14 protein-coding genes are annotated in these 12,493 nt (G+C 57.5%); 11 read left to right on the forward strand and 3 right to left on the reverse strand.

Features of this window, described 5'->3' with window-relative positions:
* Window positions 1-93 precede the first annotated feature (93 nt).
* From aguB to ACIOYV_RS27455, 3 genes are all read left to right on the forward strand, one after another.
* Entirely contained in the window at window positions 94-972 is an 879-nt protein-coding gene (aguB, locus tag ACIOYV_RS27445) for an N-carbamoylputrescine amidase (RefSeq protein ID WP_401328770.1), read from the forward strand.
* Window positions 973-976: 4 nt separating this feature from the next.
* The gene (aguA, locus tag ACIOYV_RS27450) at window positions 977-2,083 is read left to right on the forward strand and encodes an agmatine deiminase (RefSeq protein WP_265042512.1); all 1,107 of its coding nucleotides are present in this window, start codon (window positions 977-979) and stop codon (window positions 2,081-2,083) included.
* A 244-nt stretch (window positions 2,084-2,327) separates the two neighbouring features.
* The gene (locus tag ACIOYV_RS27455) at window positions 2,328-2,540 is read left to right on the forward strand and encodes a hypothetical protein (RefSeq protein WP_401328774.1); all 213 of its coding nucleotides are present in this window, start codon (window positions 2,328-2,330) and stop codon (window positions 2,538-2,540) included.
* A gap of 184 nt (window positions 2,541-2,724) precedes the next feature.
* Here ACIOYV_RS27455 and ACIOYV_RS27460 read toward each other — a convergent pair whose 3' ends face one another.
* Window positions 2,725-4,821, reverse strand: a complete 2,097-nt coding sequence (locus ACIOYV_RS27460) for a TonB-dependent receptor (protein ID WP_401328777.1) — start codon at window positions 4,819-4,821, stop codon at window positions 2,725-2,727.
* Window positions 4,822-5,081: 260 nt separating this feature from the next.
* Here ACIOYV_RS27460 and ACIOYV_RS27465 point away from each other — a divergent pair, with 260 nt between their 5' ends.
* The 6 genes from ACIOYV_RS27465 (at window position 5,082) to ACIOYV_RS27490 (ending at window position 9,754) form a co-directional block, all read left to right on the forward strand.
* Window positions 5,082-5,753, forward strand: coding sequence for a DsbA family protein (locus ACIOYV_RS27465; protein ID WP_401328780.1), 672 nt, complete (start codon window positions 5,082-5,084; stop codon window positions 5,751-5,753).
* 276 nt (window positions 5,754-6,029) lie between these two features.
* Window positions 6,030-7,316 carry an OprD family porin gene (locus ACIOYV_RS27470; RefSeq protein ID WP_054054330.1) on the forward strand — a complete coding sequence of 429 codons (1,287 nt, stop codon included), beginning with the start codon at window positions 6,030-6,032 and terminating at the stop codon, window positions 7,314-7,316.
* A gap of 231 nt (window positions 7,317-7,547) precedes the next feature.
* Window positions 7,548-8,294, forward strand: a complete 747-nt coding sequence (locus tag ACIOYV_RS27475; protein WP_054054332.1) for a 2OG-Fe dioxygenase family protein — start codon at window positions 7,548-7,550, stop codon at window positions 8,292-8,294.
* Window positions 8,295-8,307: 13 nt separating this feature from the next.
* Window positions 8,308-8,745, forward strand: coding sequence for a GNAT family N-acetyltransferase (locus ACIOYV_RS27480; protein ID WP_177331470.1), 438 nt, complete (start codon window positions 8,308-8,310; stop codon window positions 8,743-8,745).
* Window positions 8,742-9,458: an AzlC family ABC transporter permease gene (locus tag ACIOYV_RS27485; protein WP_054054335.1), complete on the forward strand. Its 717-nt coding sequence runs from the start codon at window positions 8,742-8,744 to the stop codon at window positions 9,456-9,458. The genes ACIOYV_RS27480 and ACIOYV_RS27485 overlap by 4 nt, the downstream gene beginning before the upstream one ends.
* Window positions 9,437-9,754, forward strand: coding sequence for an AzlD domain-containing protein (locus ACIOYV_RS27490; protein WP_054054336.1), 318 nt, complete (start codon window positions 9,437-9,439; stop codon window positions 9,752-9,754). The genes ACIOYV_RS27485 and ACIOYV_RS27490 overlap by 22 nt, the downstream gene beginning before the upstream one ends.
* Here the strand turns inward: ACIOYV_RS27490 and ACIOYV_RS27495 are convergent.
* Entirely contained in the window at window positions 9,671-10,597 is a 927-nt protein-coding gene (locus tag ACIOYV_RS27495; protein WP_054054338.1) for a LysR family transcriptional regulator, read from the reverse strand. The two genes, ACIOYV_RS27490 and ACIOYV_RS27495, sit on opposite strands and share 84 nt — an antisense overlap.
* Window positions 10,598-10,917: 320 nt before the next feature.
* Here ACIOYV_RS27495 and ACIOYV_RS27500 point away from each other — a divergent pair, with 320 nt between their 5' ends.
* Together ACIOYV_RS27500 and ACIOYV_RS27505 are read left to right on the forward strand one after the other, a co-directional pair.
* On the forward strand, window positions 10,918-11,328 hold the full coding sequence (locus ACIOYV_RS27500) for an MbcA/ParS/Xre antitoxin family protein (RefSeq protein ID WP_149659072.1): 411 nt from the start codon (window positions 10,918-10,920) through the stop codon (window positions 11,326-11,328).
* Window positions 11,328-12,005 (forward strand): RES family NAD+ phosphorylase, encoded by a 678-nt coding sequence (locus ACIOYV_RS27505; protein WP_401328787.1) that lies wholly within the window; start codon window positions 11,328-11,330, stop codon window positions 12,003-12,005. The genes ACIOYV_RS27500 and ACIOYV_RS27505 overlap by 1 nt, the downstream gene beginning before the upstream one ends.
* A 219-nt stretch (window positions 12,006-12,224) precedes the next feature.
* Here the strand turns inward: ACIOYV_RS27505 and ACIOYV_RS27510 are convergent, their stop codons facing one another.
* The gene (locus tag ACIOYV_RS27510; RefSeq protein ID WP_401328789.1) at window positions 12,225-12,461 is read right to left on the reverse strand and encodes a transcriptional regulator; all 237 of its coding nucleotides are present in this window, start codon (window positions 12,459-12,461) and stop codon (window positions 12,225-12,227) included.
* Between the last annotated feature and the right edge of the window lie 32 nt (window positions 12,462-12,493).

Below are 12,493 nucleotides of genomic sequence, written 5' to 3' on the forward strand. Positions count from 1 at the left end.
AGACGGAAGGCATATAGTAAGCTTCTAAAGCCGATATTTATCGGCTATAAAGTCGCCATTGCCTTCCTATAAAAATGACCCAGGAGATGATTCATGAGCCGTATCGTTACCGTCGCCGCCACCCAGATGGCTTGTTCGTGGGATCTCGAAGCGAATATCGAGACCGCCGAGAAGTTGGTCCGTGAGGCCGCGGCCAAAGGTGCGCAGATCATCCTGATCCAGGAATTGTTCGAGGCGCCGTACTTCTGCCAGAAGCCGAACCCGGAATACCTGCAACTGGCCACGACCGTTGAAGACAACGTCGCCATCAAGCATTTCCAGAAAGTCGCCAAGGAACTGCAAGTGGTGCTGCCAATCAGCTTCTACGAACTGGCGGGCCGCGCGCGGTTCAACAGCATCGGGATTATCGATGCCGACGGCTCCAACCTCGGGATTTATCGGAAAAGCCACATTCCAGACGGCCCTGGCTATCACGAAAAGTATTACTTCAACCCGGGCGATACCGGCTTCAAAGTCTGGAACACCCGTTACGCAAAAATCGGCGTGGGCATTTGCTGGGACCAGTGGTTCCCGGAATGCGCGCGCAGCATGGCGCTGCTCGGCGCGGAAATCCTGTTCTATCCGACCGCCATCGGCAGCGAGCCCCACGACAAGACCATCTCGTCCCGCGACCACTGGCAGCGCGTGCAACAGGGCCATGCCGGCGCCAACTTGATGCCGCTGATCGCCAGCAACCGTATCGGTAACGAAGAGCAGGACGGCTACGACATTACCTTCTACGGCTCGTCGTTTATCGCCAACCAGTTCGGCGAAAAGGTCCAGGAACTCGACCAGACCGAAGAGGGTGTGCTGGTTCACAGCTTCGACCTCGATGAACTCGAGCACATCCGCAGCGCATGGGGCTCGTTCCGTGATCGTCGCCCGAACCTATACAATGCGCTGAAAACCCTCGACGGTTCCCTGGAGTCCTGACCGCATGACCACTTTAAACAGCACCCCGCGCGCCGACGGCTTCTACATGCCCGCCGAGTGGGCGCCACAAACCCAAACCTGGATGATCTGGCCCGAGCGTCCGGACAACTGGCGCCTGGGCGGCAAACCGGCGCAAGCCGCACACGTTGCGGTGGCCAAGGCCATCGCGCGTTTTGAACCGGTGACCGTGGCGGTATCCGCCGGCCAATACGAAAACGCCCGCGCCCGTCTCGACGTGCCGAATATCCGCGTGGTCGAGATGTCCAGCGATGACGCCTGGGTGCGCGACACCGGCCCGACTTTCGTCATCAACAACAGCGGCGAAGTCCGTGGTGTGAACTGGGACTTCAACTCCTGGGGCGGTTTTGACGGCGGTTTGTATTCGCCGTGGAACCGAGATTCTCAGGTCGGCGGCAAGATCCTCGAGATCGAGCGCAACCAACGCTACCGCACCGAAGGCTTCGTGCTCGAAGGCGGGTCGATTCACGTCGACGGCGAAGGCACGCTGATCACCACCGAAGAATGCCTGCTCAACCGCAATCGCAATCCGCACCTGAACCGGGCGGACATTGAAGCGGTGCTCAGCGCTAATCTGGCTGTGGATAAAATCATCTGGCTGCCGGACGGTTTGTTCAACGACGAAACCGACGGGCATGTGGATAACTTCTGCTGCTACGTGCGTCCGGGTGAAGTATTGCTGGCCTGGACCGATGATCCGCAGGATCCGAACTACCCGCGCTGCCAGGCGGCGATGAAAGTGCTGGAAAGCAGCACTGACGCCAAGGGGCGCCCATTCACGGTGCACAAGATGCCGATTCCGGGGCCGTTGTATGCGACCGAAGAAGAGTGCGCCGGTGTCGATCCGGTGGACGGCACCCAGGAACGTAATCCTACCGTGCGTCTGGCTGGTTCCTACGTGAACTTCCTGATCGTGAACGGCGGCATCATTGCGCCGAGCTTCGACGATCCGCTGGACGGTCCGGCCAAGGAGATTCTGCAGAGCTTGTTCCCACAGCACGAAGTGGTGATGGTGCCGGGCCGCGAACTGTTACTGGGCGGCGGTAACATCCACTGCCTTACTCAACAACAGCCCGCGCCGCACAACGAGTGAGTGGGGTTGTAACAGCTTGAGTTGATTGCCTATTCGCTCTCGCAAACGTTTCCCCGCTCTGTTTGACAGGAAGCCCGCAGCCCGTGAGGACCGCGGGCTTTTTTGTATCCGCTCATCGACAGGTCGGAAACATTGGCACAGCTCTTGTATCTGTCATGGCGCAATACAGGGAGGGGAGAACTGCGATGTTCTGTCATAAACCTTGGATAAGTTAGCCGCTCACAAACCGGGAGAGAGCGCCGAAATGAACGCCGAAGTGAACGTAGTGAGCGAGCGGGCATTGCATCCCCTGGCAGTCAATAGCGAATCGCTGCAGATCCTTGCGCACTGGTTGAAATCCAATGGAACGCGTCAGATCAGGGAACCTGATCCGCGCCGGATGATGATCGAGCGCTACCCCGCTGGTTTATTCAGCGAAGCGGAACTGGAAGCGTTGTGGGATGTGATGGAAGGATAAAAAGAACAACAAAGGATTGCCGAAAGCGCTGCCGGGAGGGCGGCGCTTTTTTATGGGCGAAGGTTTTATGAACACCGGAGATCAAATGTGGGAGCGGGCTTGCTCGCGAAGGCGGAGTGTCAGTAAACAATTCTCTGACTGGCACACCGCCTTCGCGAGCAAGCCCGCTCCCACAGGGTATCGATTAGAAGCTGTAAGTCCCGGTCACCACCAGGCTACGCGGCGCGCCTGGCTGAATCTGATACTGGCTGGTGGCCGACGAGTAATAGGTCTTGTCGCTGATGTTGTTCAACGCTGCGCGCAAGTCCCAGTCCTTCTGCCGGAACCCGGCCAGTGCATCCCAACGTCCATAACCTGGCAGAACCGTGGTGTTGAGGTTGTCAGCATAGCGCTCGCCGACGAACGTCAGGCCGGTCTCGGCGTACCAGCCCATCTCCGGTTTCCAGGTCAGGAACAGGCTGCCGTTGTGTTTGGCCACGTTGCTGACGCGCTTGCCTTCGAAGCCATTGTTGTCTTTTACGACGGTCGCGTCCTGCACGCCCACGCCACCGCGCACATACCAGTTGCCACCGAGTTTGCCGGTACCGGTCAGCTCGATACCACGGGAGCGTTGCTTGCCGGTGAGCAAGGTGACGGTCGGGTTGAGCGGATCGCTGGTGCGGCGGTTGTAGAGTTCCAGTTCGTAGATCGCCAGGGTGGTGCTCAGGCGATCGTCGAGCCAGTCGCTCTTCACGCCGATTTCCTTTTGCTTGGTCAGCTCCGGGCTCAGGTCGTTACTGTTGCCGGCCACGCCCGGGGTGATGCCGATCAGGCCGCCGCCCACAGGCGAGAACGTCTTGGTCCAGGAGGCATAGAAGGAATGATTCTGCAGCGGCGTCCAGACAATTCCTACACGGGGGCTGGTGCTGTGGCTGTCACGATCTTCGGAAATGTTCCGCAGCTTGTTGGTCGACTCGATGTCGAAGGTGTCGTAACGCAAACCGGCCAGCAGTTGCCATTGATCGTTCAGGCGCAGTTGGTCCTGCACGTACACCGCGCGGCTTTCGACTTCGGTGTGGTTGTCGCTGGAGACCTGCATGCGTCCGGTATGGCGCAAGTCGCGGTTCGGGTTGTACAGATCCAGCGCGGGCACCGGAGAGCTGCCCGCCCCGGATGTGGCGGCGTTGTACAACTTCGGATCGCGACGCTGGCTGCCGATCTCGATACCGGTGAGTAGGCGATGTTCAAGGCCGAAGGTGTCGAAGCCACCTTCCAGCTCGACGTTGTTGAACACGTTGCGCGTGGTCAAGTCCTGCTGCCAGTGTTGGCGGGTGACTTTGTTGGTCTTCGGGTCGTAACCCGTCTGGTAGGTGTTGTCGAAATCACTGTCGAGCTTGAATACGCCCAGGGTATGGCGCAGCTGCCAGTTATCGCTGAGCTCATAACTGAGTTTCGAGCGCAGGGATTGCGACTTGTCGTCGATGAAATCGTGATCGTTGCCGTAGGTCGTATCCCGTCCTACATCCGCTGGGCGTCCGTTGACACCGGGAACACCGCGATCCGGCGTACGGTTGTAGCGGCTGTATTCGTACTGCACCAGCCAGTTCAAGTCCGGCGTCAGTTGCCAACTCATGGACGGCGCGAACAGTTGGCGATTGCCGCTGACGCCATCGCGGAAGCTGTTCTCGTCCATGTTGCCCATGTTCAGGCGCAGGCTGATGTTCTCGCTTGGGTCGGTGCTGAGGTCGGCATAAAGGCTGCGCAAATCTTCGCTGCCGCCCTGGGCTTCGATGGTCGAGCGGCGACCGAATTCCGGCAGCTTGCTGACGCGATTGACGATCCCGCCCTGGCTGCCACGGCCGTACAACACGGCGGCGGGGCCCTTGAGTACTTCGATGCGTTCGATGTTGTGCAAGTCGCGCACGTATTGGCTGTCGTCGCGGATGCCGTCGAGATAGAAGTCGTTACTGGCGTCGAAACCACGGATGCGCAGGCTGTCGAAGCGGGTGTCGGCGCCGCTGCTGACGTTGGGAATGCCGCTGAGCGCAGTGCCCAGGTCATTGGTGCCGTAATCCGCAACGTTGGCAGTTTTAATCGAGTCGATGGCTTGCGGCACATAGCGCACCGGGGTTGCCGTGCGCGTGGCGGTACTGGTTTCTTTTACCCGTGGGTCGTCGGCTTCAGCTGATTCGGCGCTGATGGATGTTTCGGGCAAGGTTGTAGGCGCAGCGTAGGAAAAACCGGCAGACAGCAGAGCAGAGAGGCCAAAACTGTAAGTAGTAAGACGAAAGGGGGCAGGCATTGAAGGACGCGTCCGTAGGAATTTAGGCGGTATCGTGTAGGGCGCGAATGGTAATGCTTGCTATTTACTTCCGTTAATTATTCCTGATAGCGGCGGCGGTTTGATTGTTTCGAATTGTGTCTTGATTGCTACAGTGAGTCGCAGCAAGCATTCGACCGATTCACGAAACAGACTGAAAGCCATTCCAGCGTTTTTCCGAAACGGTCCTGGGACTAGTCTGCCGGCATCGATTTTTTCCACCTCTTCGCCGGAGTTTTCCCATGAACCTTCACTACATTTACGACCCGTTGTGCGGCTGGTGCTACGGCGCCAAACCTCTGGTGCAGGCTGCCCAAGCCGTACTGCCGGTGGTCGCCCACGGCGGCGGCATGATGACCGGCGCCAATCGCCAGACCGTTTCGCCACAACTGCGCAACTACGTGATGCCCCACGACCGGCGCATTGCCGAGTTCACCGGCCAGCCATTTGGCGAGGCGTATTTCGAAGGTTTGCTGCGCGACGAAACCGCTGTCTTCGATTCCGCACCGCCGATTGCCGCGGTACTGGCGGCCGAGCAGATCGCCGGGCACGGACTTGAATTGCTGGGTCGTTTGCAGAGTGCTCATTATCTGGAGGGGCGCCGCATCGCTGACGAAGCGGTTTTGCTGGAGCTGGCGAGCGCAATCGGTCTCGAACCGCAAATTTTCCAAAGCGCTTGTAAAGAAGTCGACACGGATCGCCACATCAAGGAAAGCCGCGCACTCCTGGCCAATGTCGGCGGCCAAGGCTTTCCGACTTTCGCCTTGGAACAGAACGGCCAATTCACTTTGATCGACATCGGCCCGTGGCTGGGTAAGCCTGAAGCGTTTGCCGCTTGGCTCAGTCAATCACTTCCAGCCCAAGCTCCGGCGGCTGAGTTTCAGGCCTGTGGCCTGGACGGCTGCATCCACTGAATTCCCGTCGAATCGTGCAACTGAAGCTCGCGGACACGGATTTCTTAGACGATTTTTGCCTATTCTCAGACGATTCATGAAATTGACATAACCTTGAGGGCGCGGATAGGATTCGCGCCAACGCCTGTGGCCAACCGCCACGACTCACAAAACAATAAAAGGCCCGCCGCGATCGCTCGTGGGCGGGCCTTTTTGTTTCAGGGTGAAAAAAGAGCGCAACAGCGCCGTTTCAGCCGTTCGGCACAGCGCGTATCAACCGGTAATAAGGAAAATAATATGTTGAACAAGCGAATCAGCCTGATCGCTCTGGGGATGTTGAGCGCTACACAGGCCATGGCTAACGACCAGGCCGAAGCCAAGGGATTTGTTGAAGACAGCAGCCTCAAAGTGCTGCTGCGCAACGCCTACATCAATCGTGACTACAAAGACGGCAACCCGGACAGATCCGAGTGGGGCCAAGCCGCCATCGGTACGTTCTCGTCCGGTTTCACCCAAGGCACCGTTGGTGTCGGCGTAAATGCTTTCGGTCTGTACGCCCTCAATCTGGAGCGCAGTGAAGACCGCAGCGGTGCCCAGGGCATCGACTTCTTCAAGAAGGGCGACAGCGGCAACCCGGCCAACGACCTGTCCAAGGGCGGCGCAGCCGTCAAATTCCGTCTGTCGAGCACCACGCTGACCTACGGCGACCAGATGCCGGAATTGCCGGTGCTGAACTACGACAATTCGCGCCTGCTGCCAGAAAGCTACACTGGCACCTTGATCACTTCCAAGGAGATCAAAGGCCTGGTCCTGAACGCCGGTCGCTTCACCGCCGAATCGCGTAAAAGCGCTGAAGGCCGTGACAGCGGTGGCTTGAAGTCGATCAACGTGTTGGGCGGTAGCTACCAGTTCACCGAACAGTTCAAGGCTTCGGTCTACGCGTCCGATGTCGAAGACGTGCTGAAGAAGCAATACGTGAACGCTAACTACGTGTTCCCGATCGACAAGGATCAGTCCCTGACCCTGGACTTCAACGGCTACCGCACCAAGCTGGACAATTCCTACGTCCGCGAAAACGGTATCACCGGCGACGACAACAAGATCTGGAGCCTGGCAGCGACCTTCGCCACCGGCCCGCACTCGTTCACGCTCGCTCACCAGCGCAGCACTGGCGACAGCAACCTGGGCTACGCCTACGGCGGCTATCAGAAAGATCAAGGTCGCGTCGGCGATGGTGGCAACACCATCTACCTGGCCAACTCCTACTGGTCCGACTTCAACGCCGAAGACGAACGCAGCTGGCAGCTGGGCTACGGCCTGGACTTCAGCACTTTCGGCGTTCCGGGCCTGAGCTACAACTTCGCCTATGTGCGCGGTGACAACATCACCACGTCCACCAGCGAAGGCGGCACCGAGCGCGAGATCTTCAACCAGTTCAAGTACGTCGTGCAAAGTGGCCCGGCCAAAGACCTGAGCGTGAAGTTGCGCAGCTCGATCCTGCGCGTGTCGCAGAAGTCCAGCGAGTACAACGTCAGCGGTAATGAAGTGCGCGTGTTCGTGGATTACCCGATCAACATCTTCTGATGATCGCTTGAGTTGATAAAACTCACTAAAAAACCCCGACTGGCTCGGGGTTTTTTTTGGCGGCATTTTGGTGAAAACGTTCTAAAAACGCTTTTTTGAGCATAAAAAAGTCCATTCAAAGCATCTTTTTACCGCGCTTCAAGCAACGCTTGAGATGCCTGAAATTCTTTCTCATGGGACGGAAATCCTGCACCTAATAGATTAGGCCGCTCAACGCAGCGGAGACTAGTAATGATCGTTTTAAACAGAGAAGTTGGCGAATCGCTAAGGCGCGACAAATTTGTCAACGTCCAGGGTGGTGACTTCAATCTCTACGGTCATTTCGCCGACTTCGTCAGACTGACCAGAAGTTGGGAAAACATGGAGCCGGACAGCTACTACGGCCAGGCCGAATCCGGTATGCGTTTCCGTCGCTACAGCGATTTTGAATACAACCCGGTGACCCGCGATCTGAAGCAGCTGGAACACCGTGCCTATGTTCAATCCAAGGCCAACAACAGCTACGTCGGCGGAATGATTCGTCACTTCCAGGACTTCTCCGATGAAGTGATTAATTCGCCAGTGATGCGCAGCCTCATCGACATCGACTTTGAAGTGTACAAAAACGTCCTGCCGCCGGAGCTGCACGATGAAATCTGGCAATGCCAGATCCATCAGATCCGCATCGAGATCAAGCCGGGCAAGCAACTGGAAATCACCCCTGAAGGCATTCATTGCGACGGTTATCCGTTCAGCGGCGTGCACTTCTGGGGACGCAACAACGTGGAGGGTGCCGAGAGTCGTCTCTACAGTTCACACGAAGAGCAGTTGGCGTCGACGACCTATCAGGAAATTCTCGACACCACGTTCTTCCTCGATCGCGATATGCGCCACTACGTGACCCCGGCGCGCAATGTGCATTCCCACGACATGGCGTACCGGCAAATCCTGGCGATTTCTTTCTCGCGGCCCGGGACCGCTTTCGACATTGTTCGCTGAACAGCTCGACCTCATGGACAGCGCCTCGGCATCAGTGATGCTGTGGCGGGCGAATGCCAAGGATGCGCTGCGCCTGGAGCGCTTTTTCCGGCAGTTCGACGAAGTGTCGTTCTGCGAATGGCAGGACGCCAAATGCCTGCGCGGTGTGCTGGTGCAGAAGACCACCACCGCGTACCTGGCGCTCGACCTCAATGGCGAAGTGGTCGGCGCGGTGCTGGGCGGCATGCTCGGCAGCCGTGGCACCATCAACCACTTGGCGGTGAGCCCGCAATATCGCGCTCAGGGCGTGGGCCAACGTTTGGTGGAAGCGGCGTCGGCGGATATGAAACGCGTGGGCGTACTGCGGATGTTCCTGTTTGTCGACGATGCTAACCTTGCCGGCAAGCGATTTTGGACTGCCCAGGGTTTTTGCGAGCCGCGTGGCGAAACGACCTTTGAGAGGGACCTATGAATGAGACGTCCAGCAGCCAGCCGCTGATGGTCGAGCCGCAGCCTTCGCGCACCTTTGCAGAAGCCAGCCCGGTCGTGGCCGGTTACTTCACGGTGTCGTTTGTGTTTGGTTTGATGGCCGTCAACGCCGGGTTGCCCGTGTGGCTGCCGGTCGCGATGTGCCTGTTCGTGTATGCCGGCGCTTCGCAGTTCGCCGCGTTGGCGCTGATCTCCAGCGGTGCGTCGCTGACCACGATTATCCTCACCACGTTTTTGATCAACGCGCGGCACATGCTGATGTCGGTCTACATGGCCAAGGCATTGCGCGCATTGGGCCTCAGCCGATTTGAACGCTGGTGTTATGCCGGCGGGCTGACCGATGAGTCGTTCGCCTTCCACAGCGTGAAACTGGGCAGCGGCGCGCCGGTCAACGTGCGTTACCTGATCGGCTTTAACTTGTTTTGCCACACCTCATGGGTGCTCGGCGGTTTGCTCGGGGCGATCTGCGCGCAGTACGCCTCGCACTTGATCAAGTATCAACTCGACTACGCCCTGACCGCGATGATGCTCTACGTGCTGGTGTCGCTGTGCAACACCCGTAACAAGCTGATCGCCGCTGCGGCTGCGGTCGCCTGCATGGGCGCCTTGAGCCTGGTCGGCAGCTCGCCATTCAACGTATTTATCGCCACATTCGTGGGTTGCGGGGTGGGTGTATGCCTGACCAAACGTTCCTGATCCTGGTCGTCGTGCTGATGATGGCCGTAACCTTCCTGCCGCGCGCGTTGCCGCTGCAGGTCAACACCGATCATTGGCCACCCTTTGTTGCGCGGGCGCTGGAATACCTGCCGGTGGCGATCGTGGCTGCAATCAGCCTCACGCCCTTGTTGATCAAGGACCAGCATGTGCAGCTCGATCGCCCGGAATTCTATGCCGCGATTCCGACGTTGTTATGTGCGTATTTCAGCAAAAACCTCTTTCTCAGTGTGGCGGTTGGGACGGCTGCGTACATTGCGCTCGGCTCGTTCCTGTAGGCGCAGGTCGACCACATCGCTGAGCGCCTGGCCTGACAGCTCGGGGTTATTGACCGCCAGCCGCACTTCGAGGAAATCCTCGAAATCCGGGAAAATGGTCAAGCCGTTACGCTGGGCGGCCTCGCGGGACACCATGCCGATGCCGTCCATTTGCGGGATCAGCGACAGGGTCAGGGTTTCACTGCAGGAATAAATCGTCCGTTGCCCGGTTTCGTAGTTGCCCAGGCCGGCGTCGAGAAAGCGCAAGAAGCTGTGGGAATACGGACAATCGTCCGCCGGACGAACCTGAAGCTTGTCGCCCAGCATCACCAGCGGATCATTCTCTTGACCGCAATGAGCACCGACCACCTGAACGTGCACGTCCGGCAGCAAAATACTCGGCAACCCAGGCTTCTGCGGGCCAATCAACACGGCCAGGTCGAAATCTTCATTCTTCAGCTTGCTGAGGTTTTCCATCGACTCTGCGTAGGAGAACTCCAGTTGATGATCCGGAAACACCTCGAACAGGCGTCCGATCATTCGCCGATTGAAATCCTCCGACAGCGTGGTATTCAGCGCCACCTTCAGCGTGCGCTGACCGGGCACTTTCAATGCTGCGACTTTCTCTTCCATCTGCCGCGTGGCAACCAGAACCTTGTCGATATAAGGCGTGAGCTCCGTGCCCTGGGTGGTCAGGGTCAAGCCTTTGTTGGAACGTCGAAACAGGCGAAAACCAAACTGCTCTTCGACCTTGTTCAACTGCGCGGCCAACGCCTGCACCGTCAAACAGGAATGCTCTGCCGCCGCCGACAACGAGCCGGTCTGCACAATGCGCATGAGGTTGCGTAAGGTTCTGCTATCCATGGGGTAATGCCCTCTAAAGTGGGCTGGCAATTGTTGTGTACTCAGCGGCCGATCCTGCGCCTATGCCGGCTATATTCCTGCACCTGAGCATAGTTGTCGCGGGTTTAGTAGCGAATTGATTCCGCAGCCGATGGCTGGAGGCTTACACAGGATCGGGGTTTTTGGTGTCTCTGGAGTGATGGGGATCAAAAAAAGCGAGGGGCATGCGGGTTTTTAGGTCTGACAATTTAAACGCTGGATATACGCTTGCGGATTAATTACACATAGTAGTCCGTATCTGTACTAGTCTGAGGCTAAGACATTACAGCGGAGGCGATCACGTGCCTACCTCTTCACCAGCCCTAAGCCCACAGCAACAACTCGACTCGCCCGAAGCCGGACGGGTCGCGCTCAAGTTTTTCTTCAACCTCATGGAACGCTGGGGCTGCAGCGCCGAGCAACAGCGCACGCTGCTGGGCAAAGTCGGCAACACCACGTTCTACAAGTACAAACACCTACCGCCCAATGTGCGTTTGCCCCACGACACCCTGGAACGCATTTCCTACCTGATGGGCATTCACAAGGCGCTGAGCATCATCTTCAGCAACAGCCGCGAGCGCGCCTACAAATGGGTCAGCAGCCCGAACACCGCTGCGCCGTTCAATGGGCAAACTGCTTTGGATTACATGTTGGTCGGGCGCGTGGTGGACATCGCTGACGTGCGCCGCTACCTCGACGGAGTGCGCGGTTGATGACGCCGGAACTGGTCGATCCGCAATGGCCGCGGGCCTATCGGATTGTTAACAGCTGCTTTCCGCCGATCTCGTTGTTTGAAGATGTGCTCGATCCGGAAGACTTGCCTACTGCGTATGCGCTTGAAGCGCTGACCAATGATCGGTTGATGGAAGAGGCGGGTGTGCTCTCCCGAGTCCGTCCCGAAGACCGAATTTCAGGCCCCGGCTCTACACCAGTGATGGCTGCGTTCACTCACATCGGCAAAACCAGCCGCTTCACCGATGGCACGTTTGGCGTCTATTACGCGGCCAGTAGCCAGGCTGCCGCCATTGCCGAGACGAGCTATCACCAAGAACGTTTTCTCGCTGCGACCAATGAGCCGGATCTTGAGTTGACCATGCGGACTTACGTCAACAAGGTCGTCAAACCGTTGCATGACATTCGTCAGAACTATCCGCACCTGCATGATCCTGACCCTACTGCGTATGGCCCGTCTCAAGCGTTCGCGAGGCAATTGCGCGAAACACTGTCGTGGGGATTGCTCTACAACAGCGTTCGGTTACCGGGGCATGAATGTGTTGCCGCGTTTCGACCGCCAGCGGTGTCGATTCCGAAGCAGGGGAAGCATATTCGGTATGTTTGGAGTGCGAGTAGTGGGAGGATTTCGTTTGTGTTTGAGGTGAGTGAGGTTTGAGCGGGGAGGCCCGAAATTGTTAGGAATTACGACTGATTTGACGGATTTCTAAACGTTTTTATGCAAAAGGCCTGATTTGTAATCGTTTTTGAGCACCAATAATCGATTTGATGCAGGAAGCTGGATTTCTAACGATATTCATCAAGCCAAGGAGCCTCGAGCCATTCGAGGCTTTTTCATGCATGCAGAGTGGATTTTGAGGCGACGTTACTGCGGCAATTATTCCCCGAAGTGTCGAGCCACCTTTACCACGTCATCGATGATTGCTTTGCTCATAACCTCGGAACCTTGCGAGTGGGACACGGGTGATCTGATAGCGACCTCATTCTCTTTTGCGTCCGGGTTTTTGATGCAATCAGTGATGAGTATCGAAAGCTTCATTTCCTCCGCCATTTGGCTGGCGACTTCCTCGTCATGCGTGACGTGGAACGGGCTATCGAAGTATTGGATTACCATGAGCATTCTCCGTTTCGGCGATATCTAACATT

The sequence above is a fragment of the Pseudomonas sp. NPDC087342 genome, assembly GCF_044744265.1.
Lineage (GTDB): Bacteria > Pseudomonadota > Gammaproteobacteria > Pseudomonadales > Pseudomonadaceae > Aquipseudomonas > Aquipseudomonas nunensis.